Raw genomic sequence first — 21,233 nt, 5'->3', positions numbered from 1 at the left:
GTAGAGAATGTTGTTGGCCGGTAGTCTCTTTTTATTCACGCTGGTGTTGGTTATCTGGCAGCCCAGGGGCCTCAGCATCGGCTGGAGCGCGAGTATTGGCGCAATACTGGCGCTGGCCAGCGGCGTTATTCATCTCAGTGATATTCCCGTTGTCTGGAATATCGTCTGGAACGCAACAGCGACTTTTATCGCGGTGATTATCATCAGCCTGCTGCTCGATGAGTCGGGCTTTTTTGAATGGGCTGCGCTGCATGTCTCCCGCTGGGGCAACGGGCGCGGTCGTCTGCTGTTCACCTGGATTATCCTGTTAGGCGCGACCGTTGCGGCGCTGTTTGCTAACGATGGCGCAGCGCTCATTCTGACGCCCATCGTCATTGCCATGCTGCTCGCTCTGGGGTTCAGCAAAAGGACAACATTAGCCTTTGTCATGGCTGCCGGGTTTATTGCCGATACCGCCAGCCTGCCGCTTATCGTTTCCAATCTGGTCAATATTGTCTCAGCTGATTTCTTCCGGCTTGGTTTTACGCAATACGCCTCTGTGATGGTTCCTGTTGATATTGCTGCCATCGCGGCTACGCTGGGCATGCTGCATCTGTTTTTCCGCCGGGATATTCCAGCAACTTACAACGTCACTTTGCTGAAAACACCTGCCAGCGCGATTAAAGATCCCGCAACCTTCAAAGCCGGCTGGGTTGTTTTGCTTTTGTTGCTGGTTGGTTTCTTTGTTCTTGAACCGCTGGGGCTGCCCGTTAGCGCCATCGCCGCTGTCGGTGCCGCTGTTCTGTTTGCCGTTGCGAAAAAAGGTCACGCCATCAATACCGGTAAAGTATTGCGCGGCGCGCCCTGGCAGATCGTTATTTTCTCGCTGGGTATGTACCTCGTGGTCTACGGTCTGCGCAATGCGGGCTTAACGGAATATCTATCGGGTGTGCTGAATATGCTGGCGGATAACGGACTGCTGGCGGCAACGTTTGGCACGGGCTTACTGACCGCTTTCCTGTCGTCGGTAATGAACAATATGCCAACGGTCCTGGTGGGCGCACTGTCGATTGAAGGAAGCACCGCTTCTGGCGTTATCAAAGAAGCGATGATCTACGCCAACGTGATCGGGTGCGATTTAGGCCCCAAAATCACGCCAATAGGCAGTCTGGCGACCCTGCTGTGGCTGCACGTACTGTCGCAGAAAAGCATGACCATCAGTTGGGGATATTACTTCCGCACAGGCATCATCATGACGCTACCTGTGCTGTTTGTCACTCTGGCCGCGCTGGCGCTGCGGCTCTCTCTCACTCTATAACGAGATACTCATATGAGTAATATCACCATCTATCACAACCCGGCCTGCGGCACGTCACGTAATACACTGGAGATGATCCGTAACAGCGGTAATGAGCCCACCGTTATTCACTACCTTGAAACACCGCCGACTCACGATGAGCTGGTTAAGCTTATCGCAGAGATGGGGATCGCCGTGCGTACTCTGCTACGCGAGAATGTTGAACCTTATGCCCAGTTGGGACTCGCAGAGGACAAGTTCACCGACGAGCAGTTAATAGAATTTATGCTCGCTCATCCCATCCTGATTAATCGCCCTATTGTGGTCACTGAACGGGGAACCCGCTTATGTCGGCCATCTGAAGTGGTACTGGATATCCTGCCCGATCCGCAGCAAGGCGCTTTTAGCAAAGAGGATGGAGAAAAGGTGGTGGATGAAAGGGGCAAGCGGCTGATACCTGGCGGATAGCGGCGTACACGTGTTATCGGGGCTGCCGCCACTGAAGTCACTTCAGCGGCGGCAGACAGTTTATCGCTATCAGAAGCGGTAATCAACGGCCATAAAGTAGCGACGCCCATCTTCGGTGTAGCTGTAATCGTCGCGGTTCAGATCTTTGTCGCCAACGTTAAGCACGCCGGAGCGCAGTTTCACGTTTTTACTGACCTGCCACGCGGCGCCGATATCAAACATGGTATAGCCGCCCGGGGTTTTACCCGTCGCGCTTACCGCACGCTGCTCGCCGGTATAGTTGGCCGTGACATAGAAAGACCAATCCTCCAGCGGTTTCCAGTCGAGGGTACCGTTAGCGGTATGGAACGGCAGCGTCTGCAGCGGTTTATTGCCGCCATTGCTCAGATCGCGACCATCGTTATAGGTGTAGTTAACCGTCAGTTTCCACTCTTCGCCGAACGGAACCTTCACTTCGGTCTCCACGCCTTTAATTCGCGCTTTGTTGACGTTGAAGTAGCGGAATACCGGCACGCGCTTACCGTTCACGGTCTTCCAGCCGACGAAGTTCGGGTAACCCGGCGCTTCGCTGGCGCTGGAGGTACGCAGGATGTCGATCATATCGTCAACGTTGTTCTGGAAGGCGGTCACGCTGCCTTCAACCCCTTCCAGCCAGCCCTCTTCACCGCTGTAATACAGACCAAGCTCAAAGCTTTCGCTGGTTTCCGGCTTCAAATCCGGGTTACCGATAATGCTGCAGCTACCGCGACAGGAGTTAGTGGTCCAGTCCGGGTTCAATTGCAGCAGCGACGGCGCTTTAAAGGCCGTTGCCCAACCGCCTTTCACGGTCACGGTATCGGTGGCGTTATAGACCAGATACGCACGCGGGCTCCAGTGATCGCCGTAGGTTTGGTGATCGTCCATACGGATGCCGGTGGTCAGCGCCAGCGGTTCAAAGATCCGCCACTCGTCTTCGAGGAACAGCGCGTACTGGCTGGCGGAAGTCGATTTGCCGCCGCTGCTCAGGTTCACCGGATCTTTGAGTTTATCGTGGCGCCATTCGCCGCCGAGGGTGACGATCTGGTTGATCATCCCCAACGGCATCACATATTTACCATCCACCGCATTGCTTTCAGAGGTAATGGTCCCAGCCTGCCCTGGATTTTTGTTATCCACTTTCTCGCCGTAGAATTTCACTTCGCTATTACCAACGTCCCAGCGCCCGTTATGGGTCAAAGAGTAGTTTTGGCGTTCAAGGCGGTTTTTATCAAGCGAGTCTGAGTCGCGATCCTGGCGATCGAAACCGTAGCCGGCGGTAATGTCCTGATTCTCCGTTGGCGTCCAGGCGAACTCAACGTTACCGTCGCGGCTGGTAAAACCTTCAATGCGCGGCGTTTCACCCGCAGCGTTGCTGGAAGGTTGCTGATCGTCTTTACTACGTTTCGCCAGGCTGCCGTAGGCTTTCATCCCCAGCACGCCGTCAATCAGCGGGCCGCTGGTGAAGAACTGGCCGTTATAAGTGTCACCGCGATCGCGGTGTTCCTGAATGGTGGCATCGCTGCTGAGGGTACCGGTCCATTTCTGGCCGATTTTTTTGGTAATGATATTGACCACGCCGCCGAGCGCATCGGAACCGTACAGGGAAGACATCGGGCCGCGCACTACTTCAATCCGTTCGATGGAGTCCACCGGGATCCAGTTCAGATCGAAATCGTTATGGCGGAAGACGGCGTTACGCGAGTTGACGCGTTTGCCATCGATCAGGATCAGCGTATAGCTGCTATCCAGACCGCGGATGCTGACACCCTTGCGGTTATCCCCTTCGTTGGTGAGCTGAACGCCAGGCACATCGCGCAGCACGTCCTTCAGGTTCTGCACCGGCTTACGCTGCAAGTCCTGTTGGGTGATCACGCTGATACTGGCGGGGGCATCTTTGACGCTCTGTTCAGTCGCCGCGGCGGTGACAACCAGCGTTTCGTCATCATTTGCGGCCAGCGCCGGAAATGCCAATGCTACGACGGACGCGCACAGTCCCGCCCGGGCAAAAGGGTTTAACCTGAACATACCAAATCTCCATGAGGTCAACTACAAATCAAACAAAGGGTGCTGCTTGCACATCCTGTCGACACGCGGCTCTGGCGGCCGCGCGCAATTTTTTTACAGTCGATGTGGCTGGTCACCCCTTGCCTTTCGTAGTTGAGCGGCAAGATATGGAGATTGGCTTCATCCTGAATTTGCCGAAATGATAAGGATAATGATTACAATTATCAATACAATTATGAAGAAGTGTGTCCGTTTGTAAGCCTTGCTGGCATAAAAAAAGCCCTCTTTAAAAGAGGGCTTTATCGAAAGCGGTAGAGTGTGGAATTAGCCTTTAAAGCGTTCCGGGAACTTCATTTCGCTGTAGCGCACGAAGCGGGTACCTTTCACCAGCTTGTAACCAAACCAGATAACCAGGAACAGCGGAATGCCGATGTAGGTCGCCGCCACGCCGCCCCAATCAATGGTGTCCTTGAGGAAGGCTTCATAGTTCTGGCCAAGGGTGATGATAAGGCACAGTACGAAGGCGAAGATCGGCCCCAGCGGGAAGAACCCGGAACGGTACGGCAGGTTATTAATATCGTTACCTTGCAACACGTAACCACGACGGAAACGGTAGTGGCTGATCGCAATACCCAACCAGGCGATAAAGCCAGTCATCCCGGAGGTATTCAGCAGCCACAGGTAAACCGTCTGGTTGCCGAACATCGAGGTCAGGAAGCACAGCGCCGCAATCACGGTAGTCGCATACAGCGCGTTGCGCGGTACGCCGCCTCTCGACAGCTTCGAGAAAATGCGCGGCGCTTTGCCGTCGCACGCCAGGGTATACAACATACGCGTAGAGGCGTACATCCCGGAGTTACCCGCCGACAGCACCGCCGTCAGGATAACCGCGTTCATGATCGCCGCCGCAGAGAGCAGACCGGCGTGCTCGAACACCAGGGTGAACGGGCTAACGGAAATGTCTTTAACGTCGTTGCGCAGCAGGCTCGGATCGGTATACGGGATGATCAGGCTGATAATCAAAATCGCGAAGACATAGAACAGCAGGATACGCCAGAACACCTGACGCACCGCGCGCGGAATGTTCTTCTCCGGATTTTCCGATTCGCCCGCGGCAATACCGATGAGCTCGGTACCCTGGAAGGAGAAGCCGACAATCATCGCCACGCCGATCATCGCCGCAAAACCGCCGGCAAACGGCGCATCATCAATGCCCCAGTTGCTCCAGCCCGCCGGCGTGGCGCCTTCGAAGATGCCGAAAATCATCATAATGCCGACGATGATAAAGATAATCACGGTGGCAACTTTAATCAGCGAGAACCAGTACTCCGCTTCGCCGAAGCCGCGTACCGAGATCCAGTTCAGCAGGAACATGATGCCGAGGAATAAGGCGCTCCAGATCCAGCCGGGTGTATCCGGGAACCAGTAGCTCATCACCAGCTGCGAAGCAACGAGGTCAACGGCGATAGTCACCGCCCAGTTGTACCAGTAGTTCCAGCCCAGCGCGAAACCAAAGCCTTCTTCTACATAGTTCTGACCGTAGGTCGCAAAAGAGCCTGAAACCGGCATAAACGCCGCCAGCTCGCCGAGACTGGTCATCAGGAAATACACCATCAGACCGATCAGAATGTAGGAAAGCAGCGCGCCGCCGGGGCCTGCCTGAGAAATTGTTGCGCCAGAGGCAACGAAAAGACCTGTACCGATGGAACCGCCAATAGCGATCATGGTCAAGTGGCGCGCTTTTAGCTCGCGGCGGAGCGTGGGCGCTTCTGTGGTTTTAGTTTCCGAAACCATGTGAAAATGCTATCCATCCAAAAAATGAGGCGCGATTGTAGCAGACGATCGTCCATCCATCCGGTACAAATGCAAAGTTATAAGAGAGCTTCATGATCTGACACAAATTATTAGTAAAGCAGTAATCCTGCATTGGCGCATAAAAAAACAGACAAAAAATCGCGGCTTACGTCGTTGCTAGCGCTACACCTCGCAGTAACGGATAAAGCGCTGCAGCGCCTTGGAAACGTGTTTTTGCCGATGGCGAATACGCCATAACGTGCGCGTCAGGCGCGGCAGCGGCAGCTTGAGCTCCACCAGCGTTCCGGCCTCCAGCTGCTCGGCAATGACTCGCCGCGACAGGCAGCTGATGCCTAGTCCGTGGCGGACCGCATGTTTAATCGCCTCCGAGTTGCCAAGCTCCATGCCCAGTTGAAATGCGGGCAGATGCGACAACAGCACGTAGTCGACGATCTCCCGCGTGCCAGAGCCATGCTCGCGCAGGATCCACTGCGCTTCCGCCAGCCGTTGCAGCGTCAATTCGCCTTCCAGGAATGGCGAATCAGGGGCGGCGAACACCACCAGTTCATCTTCAATCCACGGCTCGGCGATAATATCCGCCGCGTGGCACGGCCCTTCAATCAGGCCAATATCGACGCGCAAATCGCTGACCGCATTAATCACATCCTGGCTGTTGCCGACACTCAGCTCCAGCGGCAGTTCGGGGAAGTCGCGGCGGTAGCGGGCGATGATTTCCGGCAGAATATAGTTGCCGATGGTGCTACTGGCATAAACGCGGATCGCGCCATTATCGCCGCGAAACAGCTGTTCTATCTCTCCGGCGCGCTCCAGCAGCGCCAGCGCCCGCGGGTAGAGCAAGCGGCCATGCTCGTTGACCACCAGCCGTTTACCGACGCGGTCAAACAGCTGAACGCCGAGTTGCCCCTCCAGGTCGGTTAGTGCCGCGCTCACCGCCGACTGCGACAGCGCCAGCATCTGTGACGCCTGAGTCGTCGACCCGCTTTTCAAAACCTCAGCAAAAACTTCCAGTTGCCGTAGCGTGATATGCATAACTCACCTGTGTATTAGCCCAAGCTGGATAACCGTCAACGCTATGGTGACATAAATCAGCAGGGCTGTGGCCTGAAGGATGAAGGGTATAACCCAAAATCATTCGTGCTGCAGAAAGGCGGCAAGTGAGCGAGTCCCCAAGAGCTTACATCAGTAAGTGACTGGGGTGAGTAAACGCAGCCAACACATCTGCAGCGCGAAGGATGAAGGGTTTATCACTTATTCCGATAGATTATAAATATATAATCAATTTTATTTTTAAACCAGCCAGTCGTATTCTTTGCCCAGACAAAGGAGAAGGTTATGACAGCACTCACTTTACCCACTAAACATCGCACCCTGTGGCATTTCGTCCCAGGCCTGGCGCTGACCGCCGCGTTGACCGGCGCCGCCCTGTGGGCAGGCAGTTTCCCTGCTATCGCCGGCGCGGGCTTCAGCGCGCTGACGCTGGCTATTTTGTTCGGCATGGTGGTCGGTAACACCGTTTATCCCAAAATTTGGCAGTCCTGCGACGGCGGGGTGATTTTCGCCAAGCAGTATCTGCTGCGCCTGGGGATCATTCTTTATGGTTTTCGTCTGACGTTTGCCCAGATTGCTGACGTCGGCGTCAGCGGGATCCTGATTGACGTACTGACGCTGTCCAGCACTTTCTTTATCGCCTGTTTCCTCGGGCAGAAGGTTTTCGGGCTCGATAAACATACCAGCTGGCTTATCGGCGCCGGTAGCAGCATCTGCGGCGCCGCGGCGGTCCTGGCCACCGAGCCGGTCGTCAAAGCCGAAGCCAGTAAAGTGACGGTCGCCGTGGCGACAGTGGTTATCTTCGGTACTATCGCTATCTTCCTCTACCCGGCGATGTACCCGCTGCTGGCGCACTGGTTCACTCCGGAAGCCTACGGCATCTATATGGGCTCCACCATGCATGAAGTCGCTCAGGTGGTCGCCGCCGGTCATGCGGTTAGCCCGGACGCCGAAAATGCGGCGGTTATCGCCAAAATGCTGCGCGTGATGATGCTGGCTCCGTTCCTGCTGTTCATTGCTGCTCGTGTGAAACAACTGGCGCCAGCCGGTAACGGCGAAAAGAGCAAAATCACCATTCCGTGGTTTGCCATCCTGTTTATTCTGGTGGCGGTATTTAACTCCTTCCACCTGCTGCCGAAAGCCGTCGTCGATATGCTGGTCACCCTCGATACCGTACTGCTGGCGATGGCGATGGCCGCGCTGGGCTTAACCACCCACGTCAGCGCACTGAAAAAAGCCGGTGCGAAGCCGCTGCTGATGGCGCTGATGCTGTTCGTCTGGCTGATTGTTGGCGGCGGCGCGATTAACTTCGCTATCCACCACCTGATTGGCTAAGCAGTAAGTTTTCTCGTCGATATTCATTCATTGCTGTAACTCTCCGGTTAAGCCGCTATCATTACCCTCCCCCCAGCGGCTTAACTGGAGTTTTTTTATGAAATATATTGGAGCGCACGTTAGCGCCTCCGGCGGGCTGGCCAATGCCGCCATCCGCGCCGCCGAAATCGAAGCGACCGCCTTCGCCCTGTTCACCAAAAATCAGCGTCAATGGCGCGCCGCGCCGCTCACCGACGAAGCGATTGCCGAATTCAAAGCCGCCTGCGAAAAATATCACTTCGGCCCGGGGCAGATCCTGCCGCACGACAGCTACCTGATTAACCTCGGTCACCCGGTCGAAGAAGCGCTGGAGAAATCCCGCGAGGCGTTTATCGATGAATTAACCCGCTGCCAGCAGTTGGGATTAACGCTGCTCAACTTCCATCCGGGCAGCCACCTGCAGCAGATCCCGGAAGATGAATGCCTGACGCGTATCGCTGAATCCATCAACATCGCGCTGGCGAAAACCGAAGGCGTAACCGCGGTTATCGAAAATACCGCCGGTCAGGGCAGCAATCTCGGTTTTAAATTTGAACATCTTGCCGCCATCATTGACGGCGTTGAAGACAAATCCCGCGTTGGCGTCTGCGTTGATACCTGCCACGCTTTCGCCGCCGGCTATGACCTACGCAGCGCGGAGGAGTGTGAAAAGACCTTCGCCGAATTCGAACGGATCGTCGGCTTCCAGTATCTGCGCGGCATGCACCTGAATGATGCCAAAAGCGCTTTTGGCAGCCGCGTCGACCGTCACCATAGCCTGGGTGAAGGCAATATCGGCCATGATGCTTTTCGTTGGATCATGCAGGATAACCGTTTCGATGGTATCCCGCTGATTCTGGAAACCATTAACCCGGATATCTGGGCGGAAGAAATTGCCTGGCTGCGGGCGCAGCAGACCGCCGAAGTGGCCTGAATCCAGACACAAAAAAAGGGCCGACAAATCGGCCCTTTTTTATTGCGCTTATATTACGCCGCTTTTTCAGCTTCCGCCGCCGGCGCTTCCGGGCGCTTCAGCACCGCGTAAGAGAGACCCGCAACCAGCGTACCGGCAATAATCGCCAGCAGATAACCCAGCACCGGAGTGATGGCGCCTGGGATCAGCAGAACGAACAGACCGCCATGCGGCGCCATCAGTTTCGCGCCAACCGCCATCGAGATAGCGCCGGTCACCGCGCCGCCAACGATACAGCAAGGCAGTACGCGCATCGGGTCACGTGCGGCGAATGGAATCGCCCCTTCGGTAATAAAGCACAGACCCAGAACCAGCGCCGCTTTACCGCCTTCACGCTGTGATTTGTCGAACTTGTTGCGGGCAATCAGCGTCGCCAGGCCAAGCGCCAACGGTGGCACCATACCGGCCGCCATAATCGCCGCCATCGGCGCGTAGGTTTGAGTACTCAACAGACCCACACCGAAAGCATAAGCCGCTTTGTTCACCGGGCCGCCCATATCGGTACACATCATGCCGCCAAGGATCGCGCCGAGCAGCACCGCGTTCGCCGTGCCCATGGTTTGCAGCCAGTGGGTGAGCCAGGCCAGGATACCCGCCACCGGTTTACCGATCAGGTAGATCATCGCCAGACCAACAATCAGGCTGGAAATCAGTGGAATGATCAGAATCGGCTTCAACGCTTCCATACTCTGCGGCAGTTTCAGCTTAGTACTGATTAACTTCGCCACATAACCGGCAAGGAAACCGGCGATAATACCGCCGATGAAGCCGGAACCACCGCTCACGGCCAGCATACCGCCGATAAGACCAGGCGTCAGACCCGGACGGTCAGCGATGGAGAACGCGATAAAGCCTGCCAGTACCGGCACCATCAGCGCAAAGGCTGACCCGCCGCCGATTTGCATCAACGCCGCCGCCATGGTGTCTTTCACTTCAAACGCTTTAATACCGAACGCGAACGACAGCGCGATACACAGACCGCCCGCGACCACCATCGGCAGCATGTAGGAGACGCCGGTCAGCAGGTGACGATAGGCGCCAGCCGACTCTTTTTTACCGTCACCGGAGGCCTGCGGTTTGCCGGATGGCTGGTACGGCTTCGCTTCCGCAACGGCTTTATCCAGCTCCTGCGCGGTTTTCTTCAGCGCCAGTCCGGTGGTGGTGCGATACATCGGTTTACCGGCGAACTTCGCCAGATCGACTTCGATATCGGCGGCGACGATCACCAGATCCGCCTGCTCCACCTCTTCCGGGGTAATAGCATTACCGGCCCCCACGGAGCCGCGGGTTTCCACTTTCACCCACCAGCCGCGTTTTTTAGCCTCGGTTTCAATGGCTTCCGCCGCCATAAAGGTATGAGCTACACCGGTCGGACAAGCGGTAACGGCGACAATGCGTTTCTGCCCCTGGGCGGCGGCCGGAACGGCTACCGCCGCTGGCGCAACGTACGGCTTAGCGTGATCTTTCGCTTCACCCAGGAACAGCTCCGGATGGGCGACAGCACGGTTAATATCGCCCAGAAAGACGTTTTTACCATTCAGCGCGCTATCGGCCGGCAGCGCGGTCCCCAGTACGATGGCCAGTTCGGCATCGTTCGGGTTATCAATCAGCTCAAGGTGCGCTTTCTGCGCCGCGGCGCTGAGCAGGGTCTTCGCCATGTAGGCGCGAGCCTGGCCAAGCCCGGCATCAATAATCAGCAGCGTTTTCATTATGCCTCTCCTGCTGTCAATTAAAGGGTTGTAAGTCGACGCGCGCCATCATTGCGGCCAACTGGGTACGATCGGTAATGCCAACGTTGCTCTGGCTGACGGCCAGGGCGGCGACGGCGGTCGCCAGGCGCAGGGTATGCTCGCTGGATTCACGCATCAGCAGGCCGTAAATCAGGCCACCGACCATCGAATCACCGGCGCCGACGGTGCTGACAACCTCGACTGAAGGCGGTTTGGCAATCCATTCGCCGGAGGCGTTAACCCACAGCGCGCCCTCTTCGCCTAACGAAATCACCACGTGGGCGATACCTTGCTCGCGCAGCGCATGGGCGGCGTCGATAACATCTTTCATCTCCGGCAACTTGCGGCCAGCCCAGATTTCCAGCTCGCGGCGGTTTGGTTTTACCAGCCACGGCGCGGCTTTCAGCCCTGCAACCAGCGCTTCGCGGCTGCTATCGAAAATAATGCACGGGCACTGGCTGCGCAGGCGCGTCATCCAGTCGGTAAAGGCTTCCGGACTCACGCCGGACGGCAGGCTGCCGCTGACGCAAACCATATCGAACTGCCCCAGCCAGCTCAGAGAATCATTAACGAAACGCTCCCAGTCCGCCGGGGTCACTTCGAAACCGGAGAAGTTGAAATCGGTCACTTCGCCATCTTTTTCCGTCAGCTTAACGTTGATACGGGTACGCCCCTGCACCACCTGGAAGCGGTTGGCGATACCCAGCTCGCTAAACAGCTGCTGGAAGCCATCCTGGTTATCTTTACCGAGGAAGCCGCCGACGGTGACGTCGATGCCAAGATCTTTCAGCACCTTCGCCACGTTGATACCTTTGCCTGCCGCATGCAGGCCAGTGGTGCGCACCAGGTTCACTTCGCCACGTTCGATTTCCGGGGTGAAGCCCACCAGGTCGTATGCCGGATTTAATGTAATCGTTGCTACACGTCTGCTCATTTATGCGCCCTCCCCAAGGCCTGCGGCGATCGCTTCGCCAATCGCATCCAGCGCTTGTTGCGCATCTTCACCCTGCGCGGTAAAACGCAGACGGTGACCTTTTTTCACACCCAGCGCCACGACCTTCATCAGGCTGCGGCCATTGGCCGGCTTGCCGGAACCATCGAGGTTGGTAACGGTAATGTCGCTGGAGAATTGTTTAATCGTATTAACCAACATCGTGCCCGGACGTGCGTGCAGCCCGTGCTCGTTGCGTACCACAAACTCGGCGTTCAGCACGTCTTCAGCAATGGCGTCGTCGCTGGTCAGCAGCGCCAGCAGCGTGGCGGCGTCGGCTTTCAGCAGATGCTCCGCTTTTTTATCAATAAGCAGATTGCTCAGGCGATTAAGCACCGCGGTCGGCTGCTCATCGGCCATCGCGACGGTGATCAGCAGCGCCACCGGCTGCCCGTCAGCGGTAAACGCATTGGCGGCGCGACTCACGGCGATAGCGCTGCGCAGGTTGCCTTCCGCACAGTCGTTCAACCAGATCCCCTGGCCCAGGTTGAGCGGCGCATCATTAATAGTGCGGCTGACGAAATCGGCGTTTACCGCCCCCGCCTCTTTCAGCCGCGCGGCGTTCAGCGCCTGCAGCGTCAGCAGATCGTTGGCGACCACGTCGAGGCTCAACGTTTCGTTGTCGAGCTTCAGCGCTTCGCTTTGCTTTTCGCCCATCAGCAGAGCGCGCAGTTCTTCTGCGGTGGTGACGGTTCTCAACTGTTCAGCCACCGAATCGTCGCTCAGGACGTGCGTCAACTGACGCAGCAGACCGAGGTGCTCGTCGGAGCTGGCGGCAATACCGATCGCCACATAAGCGGTTTGTCCTTCTCCCCAGGTCACGCCCTGCGGGAACTGATACACCTGTACGCCCGTTTTCAGAACCTGGTCGCGGGTATCGGTGGTGCCGTGCGGGATAGCGATGCCATTGCCGAGGAAAGTGGAGGTCTGCTGCTCGCGGGCAAGCATACCGTTAACGTAGCCGTCAGCCACATTACCCGCGCTAACCAGCGCGCCAGCAATCTGACGTATTGCCTCTTCTTTATTCGCGGCCTGCTGGCCGGGATGGATATCCTGTACAGATAACTGGAACATAGTTCTCCTCTCCGCTGAATTGAATCGTTTCAGCTAACATGAGAAAAAATACGCCACCCGATGACTGGATAATACTCTGATGACGCTGAAACGTTTCAATGAGTCTGTACCTTTCTTGCGCACTGCGCAAGTAAACTCCGAAGGTTGATAACAGAATTTAGAGATACCGCACATTTTTGCTGAAGCTAATGGTGAAACGCGCCATTGGCTTCAGCATTTTGCTGAACAACATAATTTGAAACGCCTTTTTAATTTTTCGTGCCATACCACTATTCATTTTATGGGTGTCGGCGTAAACTTCGCCTCTCCTGAAACCAATGATATTCCAGCATGCAAAACAGTAGCGCCGCCCTTCCCCGCCGCGGGTTCGACTTAACCTCCTCCGCTTTTCTTATCGTCGCCTTTCTGACGGGGATCGCCGGGGCCTTACAGACCCCGACCCTGAGCCTGTTTCTAACCAATGAGGTGCACGTTCGCCCGGCAATGGTCGGCTTTTTTTTTACCGGCAGCGCGGTCATCGGCATTCTGGTAAGTCAGTTTCTTGCCGGGCGTTCCGATCGTAAAGGCGATCGCAAGCAGCTGATTGTCGCCTGCTGCCTGCTGGGGGTGCTGGCCTGCGTGCTGTTCGCCTGGAACCGCAACTACTTTATTCTGCTGTTCGTCGGCGTCTTTCTCAGTAGTTTTGGCTCCACCGCCAACCCACAAATGTTCGCCCTCGCCCGCGAGCACGCGGACAAAACCGGGCGCGAGGCGGTGATGTTCAGCTCCATTCTGCGCGCGCAGGTCTCGCTGGCGTGGGTGATCGGCCCGCCGCTGGCCTACGCGCTGGCGATGGGTTTTGGTTTTACCGTGATGTATCTCAGCGCCGCCGTGGCGTTTATCGTCTGCGCGCTGATGGTCTGGTTCTTCCTGCCCAGCATGCGTAAAGAGAGCAAAACCGCCGGTGGTCATCTTGAAGCGCCGCGTACCAACCGCCGCGATGCGCTGCTGCTGTTCAGCATCTGTACGTTAATGTGGGGCACCAACAGCCTCTATATCATTAATATGCCGCTGTTTATCATTAATGAACTGCATCTGCCGGAGAAACTAGCCGGGCTGATGATGGGGACCGCCGCCGGCCTGGAAATCCCCACCATGCTGATTGCCGGTTATTACGCGAAACGCTTTGGAAAGCGCTTGCTGATGCGCATTGCCGCGCTTGCCGGACTGCTGTTTTATGTCGGTATGCTGACTGTCCATACCCCGGCCCTGTTGCTGGCGATGCAGGCGCTGAACGCAATTTACATCGGGATCCTCGCCGGTATCGGTATGCTCTATTTTCAAGATCTGATGCCGGGCCAGGCGGGCGCGGCGACCACGCTGTATACCAATACCACGCGCGTCGGCTGGATCATCGCCGGTTCGCTGGCGGGCGTTGTCGCGGAAATCTGGAACTATCACGCGGTGTTCTGGATTGCGCTAATGATGGGAATTATCGCTCAGAGCTGCCTGTGGCGAATTAAAGACGTTTAAGGCGCGGTTAGCGCTTCGAGATGAATGAGATAAGCCATCGCCTGCTGACGCGTGCTGCCGCACATTTCCGCGGCCGGTTGTAAACCCGCGCAGACTTTAGGGCGCAGCGGCGAGGCAAAAATCTTGCAGCGCAGATGTTCATCCAGCTGCACGCATGGGGTGTTAGCCGGCTTGCCGTCAGGCATTCCGGGAATGGGGCTTGAGATGGACGGCGCGGTGCAACAGGCTCCGCAGTCCGGGCGACATTCCATACCTGACTCCTTAATGAGTGGGAGGCGGACAGTAGCAAAATATCGCCCGTCAGGAAAGCTGAAGCTGGCGACACGGCTTTTTCAGCAGCGCCGCTCGAAGATTTGCCAGGAGATAGCAAAAGTCGCGAATTCCGCTTGCCTGAAAGGCCCGGCGCGAGTAGTTTTACGCGATATTTTTGACCCTTTAAGTGACAGGATTACTGCAATGCCAAGAGCGAATGAAATTAAAAAAGGTATGGTGCTGAATTACAACGGCAAACTGCTGATTGTTAAAAATATTGATATTCAGTCGCCAAGCGCCCGTGGCGCAGCAACGCTGTATAAAATGCGTTTTTCCGACGTGCGTACCGGCCTGAAAGTAGAAGAACGTTTTAAGGGCGACGACATCGTCGATACCGTTACCCTGACCCGTCGTTTCGTTGACTTCTCCTACGTCGATGGCAACGAATACGTGTTCATGGATAAAGAAGACTATACCCCGTATACCTTCACCAAAGAGCAGATCGAAGAAGAGCTGCAGTTTATCCCGGAAGGCGGCATGCCGGATATGCAGGTTCTGACCTGGGATGGCCAGCTGCTGGCGCTGGAGCTGCCGCAGACCGTTGACCTGGAAATCGTAGAAACCGCGCCGGGAATCAAAGGCGCTTCCGCCAGCTCGCGCACCAAACCGGCCACCATGAGCACCGGGCTGGTGATTCAGGTTCCGGAATACCTGACCAGCGGCGAGAAAATCCGCATTCATATCGAAGAGTGCCGCTATATGGGCCGCGCGGACTAACCTCCCGCCTCTGACGGTTGCCCGGCCCAGCGTCGCGCAGGCCGGACTCTTCCCGGATAGCGGCGCTGCGCGCCTTATCCGGGCTACTCGCTGCCGATATCAGGCACAAAAAAGGACAGCCGCTGGCTGTCCTTTTGCTTTCCCTCACGCCACGATTACAGCAGCTCAGGGTATTTGGTCATCTTCAGCGCCAGCTCAACGCCGCGCACTTCCGCCATGCCTTTCAGACGGCCAATCGCCGAATAACCGGGGTTGGTTTTCTTACGCAGATCGTCAAGCATTTGATGCCCATGATCCGGACGGAACGGGATGGGACGCAGATCGCCTGCTTTCTTACGACGCAGCTCTTCGCTCAGAATCGCATCAACCACCGCCACCATATTGACGTCGCCGTTCAGGTGCGCCGCCTCGTGGAAGGTTTTAGGATTCTCTTCACGGCAGGTAGAGCGCAAATGGGTAAAGTGGATACGATCGCCGAAGGTTTCCACCATCTTCACCAGATCGTTATCGGCACGCACGCCGTAGGATCCGGTACACATGGTAAAGCCGTTATAAATGCTGTCCACCGTCTCTTTCAACCACTGCATATCTTCGATAGTCGACACGATACGCGGCAGGCCGAGGATCGGACGCGGCGGATCGTCCGGGTGAACCGCCAGGCGCACGCCGACTTCTTCGCACACCGGCACAATCGCCCGCAGGAAGTAAGCCATGTTCTCACGCAATTGCGCTTTATCGATATGGTCATACTCCGCCAGACGTGCGCGGAACTGATCGAGGGTATAGCCCTCTTCCGCTCCCGGCAGACCAGCGATGATATTGCGGGTCAGCTTGTCGATATCCGCCGCGCTCATCGCCTTAAAGTAAACGTCAGCCTGCTGCTGTTCTTCAGCGCTGTAGTCAGCTTCGGCGCCCGGGCGTTTAAGGATGTGCAGTTCAAAAGCGGCGAAAGCAATCTGGTCAAAACGCAGCGCTTTGGAGCCATCAGCCAGCTGATATTCCAGATCGGTACGCGTCCAGTCCAGAATCGGCATGAAGTTATAGCACACGGTATCAATACCGCAGGCCGCCAGATTGCGGATGCTCTGCTGATAGTTGGCAATCCACTTCTCATATTGTCCGCTGTGGGTTTTGATATCCTCGTGCACCGGGATACTCTCAACAACCGACCAGCTCAGGCCTTTTTCCGCCAGTAGCGCTAAACGCTGTTGGATCTCTTCTACCGGCCAGACCTGGCCATTCGGAATATGATGCAACGCGGTCACGACACCCGTGGCGCCCGCCTGGCGCACATCATCAAGCGATACCGGATCGTTCGGTCCATACCAACGCCAGGTTTGCTCCATCGCAATGCCCTCTTTAAGTTGTTATACCAATAATGTGAAACATCATGACGACTACCATACATGCTTCTGCTGAATGGTCAATTTCCCCCGTAGCATTGATTGATCCAGCTCACACTAAGCGGATAAATTCGGCTTACCAATTTAAATTGTTGTCATATAACTTTACACTGCCTCATGTTAATCATTGGTTAATCAGGTGTATAAAAATGACAACTATCGCTACCGCCGCGCTGCCAGCAGGCGTGCAACTTCCGCAATACGATCGCCGCCAATTGCGCTCGCGTATCGTGCACCTTGGTTTTGGCGCGTTTCACCGTGCGCATCAGGCGCTGCTAACCGACCGGGTGCTTAACACCAGCGGCGGCGACTGGGGAATTTGTGAAATCAGCCTGTTCAGCGGCGATAAGCTGATGAGCCAACTGCGTGCGCAAGACCACCTGTTTACGGTGCTGGAAAAAGGCGCTGAGGGTAACCAACCGATCGTGGTTGGCGCAGTACATGAATGCCTGAACGCCAAACTTGATTCGCTGGCAGCAATTATCGAAAAATTTTGCGAACCGCAGGTGGCTATCGTTTCGCTGACGATTACTGAGAAAGGTTATTGCATCGATCCGGCCACCGGTAAACTGGATCCAACCCAGCCGCGCATCGTTCACGATCTGGAAAACCCGACGCTGCCGCAGTCGGCTCCCGGTATTTTAGTTGAAGCGCTCAATCGCCGCCGCGAACGCGGACTCGCTCCCTTTACCGTACTCTCCTGCGACAATATTCCCGACAATGGTCACGTCGTGAAAAACGCCGTCCTCGGCATGGCTGAGAAACGTAGTCAGGAGTTGGCAAGCTGGATTGCTGAACATGTCAGCTTCCCCGGCACCATGGTTGACCGCATCGTGCCAGCCGCCACCGAAGAATCTCTGGCTGAGATTGCCTCCGTGCTGGGCGTTGACGATCCCTGCGCTATCAGTTGCGAACCGTTTATTCAATGGGTAGTGGAAGACAATTTTGTCGCCGGGCGCCCGGCCTGGGAAACGGCAGGCGTACAGATGACCCGCGACGTCCTGCCGTGGGAACAAATGAAACTGCGCATGCTCAACGGTAGCCACTCCTTCCTCGCCTGGCTGGGCTACCTGGCGGGGCATGCGCACGTTAGCGACTGCATGAAGGACGATGTTTTCCGCCATGCCGCCCGTCGCCTGATGCTTGATGAACAAGCGCCAACGCTATCTATCACCGGTGTGGATTTAGTTGCCTATGCCGACAGCCTGATAACGCGCTTCGCCAATCCGGCGTTAAAACATCGCACCTGGCAAATAGCCATGGACGGCAGCCAAAAGCTGCCGCAGCGGATGCTCGATAGTATACGCGTTCATCTGGCAAACGACAGCCGCTGGCCACTGCTGGCGCTGGGCGTGGCGGGCTGGATGCGTTACGTAAGCGGCGTCGACGACGCCGGGCAAGCCATTGACGTGCGCGACCCGCTAGTCGACAAAATCAAACGGTTGGTTGACGCCAGCCAGCAAGAGGAACGCGTCAGCGCCCTGCTTGGCCTGGAAGAGATATTTGGCAAAGATCTGCCGGGCAACCCGCAGTTTGTTGCTAAAATCACTTCAGCCTGGCAGCAACTGACAACATTCGGCTCCCGCCAGGCCGTGGCTAACGCTCTGCATAGTTAACAATTTCTGCTGTTTAGCGGACAGAATGTTTTTCTGTCCGCAGTAACCCTTCTCTTTTTCCCCTTTTTTCGTCAGGATAGTCTCAACTGTTACAACATTACATTTCTATGCTGGAGGGGATGTGACCAAAACTAACCTGATCACGGGCTTTCTCGGCAGCGGCAAAACAACCTCGATTCTTCATTTACTGGCCCACAAGCCTGCAAATGAAAAATGGGCCGTGCTGGTCAACGAGTTCGGCGAAGTCGGCATCGACGGCGCCCTGCTGGCGGAAAGCGGCGCGTTGCTAAAAGAGATCCCCGGCGGCTGCATGTGCTGCGTCAACGGTCTGCCAATGCAGGTTGGGCTCAATACGCTGTTGCGCCAGGGAAAGCCCGATCGTCTGCTGATTGAACCAACCGGACTGGGTCATCCCAGGCAGATCCTTGATATCCTCACCGCTGCGGTCTACGAGCCGTGGATCGATCTGCGCGCGACGCTGTGCATTCTCGATCCGCGCCAGCTGTTGGAGGAAAAGATCGTGGCCAATGATAATTTCCGCGATCAGCTGGCCGCAGCCGATATCATCGTCGCCAATAAAAGCGATCGGGCGACGCCGGAAAGCGAGGCCGCTTTTGCCAACTGGTGGCAACAGTACGGGGGCGAGCGCCTGCAGGTGAACGCCACCCAGGGTAACATCGAGCTCGCGCTGCTGGATCTCCCGCGCCGTAACACCGCCCCGCTGCCGGCAAGCCCGGACCACGTGCATAGTCACGGGCAAAAGCAGGGTCTGGCGGCGTTAAATTTGCCGGCACATCAACGCTGGCGTCGCAGCGTTAACAGTGGTCAGGGATACCATGCCTGCGGCTGGATTTTTGATGCTGATACCCAATTTGACACCGTTGGGTTGCTGGAATGGGCGCGTCTGGCGCCGGTTGGCCGGGTGAAAGGCGTGATGCGAATTGCCGAGGGTCTGGTGCGTATCAACCGCCAGGGACTCGATCTGCATATCGAAACCCAAAACGCGCCGCCGCCGGATAGCCGCATCGAACTGATTTGTGAATCAGACGTTGACTGGAATGCCCTGCAGTCCTCGCTGTTGAAGCTTCGTTTAAGTTAATGCGGCTATGTTTGGCCGCTGTTTAAAAAAATCGCATCTGTTATGACTAAAAACCGTATTCCCCTTATCTTGCTGCTGAACGTCGCGGGCGTAGCCTTATTTTGTTCCTGGTATCTACCGGCAAATCACGGTTTCTGGTTCCCGCTTGACTCGGCTATTTTTCACTTCTTTAACCAGGGCGTCAGCACCAATCGCGCGTATGCCTGGCTGTTAGCCATTATCAACAATCGCGCGTTCGACGCCTGCTCGCTGCTGGCGATGGGCTGCCTGATGCTCAGTTTCTGGATCAAAGCGCAGAGCGCTGAGCGCCGCCGCATAATCATTATGGGGCTGGTGATGTTGCTCGCAGCGGTAATTATCAATCAACTTGCCCAGCATCTGATGCCGGTAAAACGCGCTAGCCCTTCGCTGTTCTTTACGGATATTACGAAAGTCAGCGACGTGGTCTCACTGCCCACCAAAGACGCTTCAAAAGATAGCTTCCCGGGCGACCATGGCATGATGCTGCTCATTTTCGCCTCGTTTATGTGGCGATATTTCGGCCGCCGGGCATTTACCATTTCACTGATTATTTTTGTGGTTTTTGCTTTCCCGCGAGTGATGATCGGCGCCCATTGGTTCACCGATATTGCCGTAGGTTCACTCAGCGCGGTGCTGATTGGCGCGCCATGGGTATTAATGACCTCGCTTTCCGATAAGGCCATCGCCTGGTTTGACCGTTCGCTTCCGGGTGGAATAGCAAAAAATTAAGATCATTTTTACATTTTATTAATATTATCCATAAGGGGTCGTTCTGACCCCTTTTTTTATATTTGCTGATGATTTATTCGCGACATCATCTTCCTGTCACATTAATCATCATTGAAATGAAGATATTGCATATTTTTCAGCCAAAAAAGGCGCTATTTTCCCCTTTGCCGATGATTCACTTTTGGTCGCAAAAATACTTATAAGAAATCGCGCAAAACCGCTCGCCATCCCACGTTTGATAGGGTAATCTCTTTCTCGTTTTGCCTTCCCAAGCAACACAATTCATCATCCAAATAAATTTGTGCGGTACTCCACATTTTTAGGCTTAAGGAATTGTCTCATTGCTTTCTGGAATCTAGGCTCTACCACGTTTGGCATTTTTTATAACGACATTGTCGTTAAGGACAACAAGGGAAAATAAACATAATGGTCAAATCTCAGCCGATTTTGAGATATATCTTGCGGGTCGCCCCCGCGATTGCAGTTGCGGTTCTGCTTTCCGCGTGTAGTTCAACAAGTACCGCCAAGAATATGCATTCTGAGACGCATGCTGTGGGTAGTGGAGATTTATCATCACTGCAAGCTTCTCAGGATGAATTTGAAAAAATGGTCAGCAACCTGGACGTGAAGTCCCGTTTGATGGACCAGTATGCTAGCTGGAAAGGCGTGCGTTACCGCCTTGGCGGCAGCACCCGGAAAGGGATCGATTGCTCGGCATTCGTGCAGCGTACTTTCCGTGAACAATTTGGCCTGGAGCTGCCACGCTCAACTTCCGAGCAACAGGATTCCGGCAAATCGATTTCGCGCACTCAACTGCGTACCGGCGATTTAGTGCTGTTCCGCGCTGGCTCTACGGGTCGTCATGTTGGTATCTATATCGGCAACAACCAGTTTGTTCATGCCTCTACCAGCAGCGGCGTCACCATCTCAAGCCTGGATGAGCCATACTGGAAAAAGCGCTATAACGAAGCGCGTCGCGTTCTGAGTCGTTCCTGATTGTTCTTCTTACCGTGAGTTATCCCTTGGCTGACGGTAAGAAATGAAAAGAACACTGCCTCGGCAGTGTTTTTTTTTG

18 protein-coding genes are annotated in these 21,233 nt (G+C 55.6%); 10 read left to right on the top strand and 8 right to left on the bottom strand.

Features of this window, described 5'->3' with window-relative positions:
- The first annotated feature begins 7 nt into the window (after window positions 1-7).
- Both ABLU78_RS18130 and arsC read left to right on the top strand, forming a co-directional pair.
- Window positions 8-1,297, top strand: coding sequence for an arsenic transporter (locus tag ABLU78_RS18130; RefSeq protein WP_047044902.1), 1,290 nt, complete (start codon window positions 8-10; stop codon window positions 1,295-1,297).
- Between the two features lie 12 nt (window positions 1,298-1,309).
- A complete protein-coding gene (gene arsC, locus ABLU78_RS18125) occupies window positions 1,310-1,744 on the top strand; it encodes a glutaredoxin-dependent arsenate reductase (protein WP_020078288.1) in 435 nt (144 codons plus the stop codon).
- A 69-nt stretch (window positions 1,745-1,813) separates the two neighbouring features.
- Here arsC and cirA read toward each other — a convergent pair whose 3' ends face one another.
- From cirA to yieE, 3 genes are all read right to left on the bottom strand, one after another.
- Window positions 1,814-3,787, bottom strand: a complete 1,974-nt coding sequence (gene cirA / locus ABLU78_RS18120; protein ID WP_048229082.1) for a catecholate siderophore receptor CirA — start codon at window positions 3,785-3,787, stop codon at window positions 1,814-1,816.
- 303 nt (window positions 3,788-4,090) lie between these two features.
- Window positions 4,091-5,560, bottom strand: coding sequence for an amino acid permease (locus tag ABLU78_RS18115; RefSeq protein WP_048229083.1), 1,470 nt, complete (start codon window positions 5,558-5,560; stop codon window positions 4,091-4,093).
- A 183-nt stretch (window positions 5,561-5,743) separates the two neighbouring features.
- A complete protein-coding gene (yieE, locus tag ABLU78_RS18110; protein ID WP_015365699.1) occupies window positions 5,744-6,610 on the bottom strand; it encodes a DNA-binding transcriptional regulator YeiE in 867 nt (288 codons plus the stop codon).
- A gap of 303 nt (window positions 6,611-6,913) precedes the next feature.
- Between yieE and ABLU78_RS18105 the strand changes: the two genes are divergently transcribed.
- Both ABLU78_RS18105 and nfo read left to right on the top strand, forming a co-directional pair.
- Window positions 6,914-7,963 carry a YeiH family protein gene (locus tag ABLU78_RS18105; RefSeq protein WP_020078285.1) on the top strand — a complete coding sequence of 350 codons (1,050 nt, stop codon included), beginning with the start codon at window positions 6,914-6,916 and terminating at the stop codon, window positions 7,961-7,963.
- A gap of 97 nt (window positions 7,964-8,060) precedes the next feature.
- Complete coding sequence (gene nfo, locus ABLU78_RS18100; protein WP_048229085.1) at window positions 8,061-8,915, top strand: deoxyribonuclease IV; 855 nt, start codon at window positions 8,061-8,063, stop codon at window positions 8,913-8,915.
- 53 nt (window positions 8,916-8,968) lie between these two features.
- On the opposite strand, the gene fruA is transcribed toward nfo, so the two are convergent.
- From fruA to fruB, 3 genes are read right to left on the bottom strand one after another with little or no spacing between them, the layout of a single operon-like run.
- Complete coding sequence (fruA, locus tag ABLU78_RS18095; RefSeq protein WP_015365696.1) at window positions 8,969-10,663, bottom strand: PTS fructose transporter subunit IIBC; 1,695 nt, start codon at window positions 10,661-10,663, stop codon at window positions 8,969-8,971.
- Window positions 10,664-10,679: 16 nt separating this feature from the next.
- Window positions 10,680-11,618: a 1-phosphofructokinase gene (fruK, locus tag ABLU78_RS18090; protein WP_015365695.1), complete on the bottom strand. Its 939-nt coding sequence runs from the start codon at window positions 11,616-11,618 to the stop codon at window positions 10,680-10,682.
- Entirely contained in the window at window positions 11,619-12,749 is a 1,131-nt protein-coding gene (gene fruB / locus ABLU78_RS18085) for a fused PTS fructose transporter subunit IIA/HPr protein (protein WP_045412276.1), read from the bottom strand. It lies immediately after the preceding gene.
- 330 nt (window positions 12,750-13,079) lie between these two features.
- On the opposite strand from fruB, the gene setB reads away from it, so the two are divergent.
- Entirely contained in the window at window positions 13,080-14,261 is a 1,182-nt protein-coding gene (setB, locus tag ABLU78_RS18080) for a sugar efflux transporter SetB (protein WP_048229086.1), read from the top strand.
- Here the strand turns inward: setB and ABLU78_RS18075 are convergent.
- Complete coding sequence (locus ABLU78_RS18075) at window positions 14,258-14,512, bottom strand: YkgJ family cysteine cluster protein (RefSeq protein WP_015365691.1); 255 nt, start codon at window positions 14,510-14,512, stop codon at window positions 14,258-14,260. The two genes, setB and ABLU78_RS18075, sit on opposite strands and share 4 nt — an antisense overlap.
- A gap of 205 nt (window positions 14,513-14,717) precedes the next feature.
- Here ABLU78_RS18075 and yeiP point away from each other — a divergent pair, with 205 nt between their 5' ends.
- Entirely contained in the window at window positions 14,718-15,290 is a 573-nt protein-coding gene (gene yeiP, locus ABLU78_RS18070) for an elongation factor P-like protein YeiP (RefSeq protein WP_015365690.1), read from the top strand.
- A gap of 155 nt (window positions 15,291-15,445) precedes the next feature.
- On the opposite strand, the gene uxuA is transcribed toward yeiP, so the two are convergent.
- On the bottom strand, window positions 15,446-16,636 hold the full coding sequence (gene uxuA / locus ABLU78_RS18065; protein ID WP_015365689.1) for a mannonate dehydratase: 1,191 nt from the start codon (window positions 16,634-16,636) through the stop codon (window positions 15,446-15,448).
- A gap of 206 nt (window positions 16,637-16,842) precedes the next feature.
- On the opposite strand from uxuA, the gene ABLU78_RS18060 reads away from it, so the two are divergent.
- The 4 genes from ABLU78_RS18060 (at window position 16,843) to mepS (ending at window position 21,154) form a co-directional block, all read left to right on the top strand.
- A complete protein-coding gene (locus ABLU78_RS18060; protein WP_048229088.1) occupies window positions 16,843-18,309 on the top strand; it encodes a fructuronate reductase in 1,467 nt (488 codons plus the stop codon).
- A 121-nt stretch (window positions 18,310-18,430) separates the two neighbouring features.
- Window positions 18,431-19,408, top strand: a complete 978-nt coding sequence (locus tag ABLU78_RS18055; protein ID WP_048229090.1) for a GTP-binding protein — start codon at window positions 18,431-18,433, stop codon at window positions 19,406-19,408.
- A gap of 42 nt (window positions 19,409-19,450) precedes the next feature.
- Window positions 19,451-20,158 (top strand): phosphatase PAP2 family protein, encoded by a 708-nt coding sequence (locus ABLU78_RS18050; protein WP_047041596.1) that lies wholly within the window; start codon window positions 19,451-19,453, stop codon window positions 20,156-20,158.
- 426 nt (window positions 20,159-20,584) lie between these two features.
- Complete coding sequence (gene mepS / locus ABLU78_RS18045; RefSeq protein ID WP_015706124.1) at window positions 20,585-21,154, top strand: bifunctional murein DD-endopeptidase/murein LD-carboxypeptidase; 570 nt, start codon at window positions 20,585-20,587, stop codon at window positions 21,152-21,154.
- Window positions 21,155-21,233: the final 79 nt, after the last annotated feature.

The organism is Klebsiella sp. JN_Kp122, from assembly GCF_040062085.1.
In the GTDB taxonomy this organism is placed as follows: domain Bacteria; phylum Pseudomonadota; class Gammaproteobacteria; order Enterobacterales; family Enterobacteriaceae; genus Klebsiella; species Klebsiella aerogenes.
The sequence above is the reverse complement of the archived record's forward strand: the minus strand, read 5'-3'. Positions and strand labels throughout refer to the sequence as shown.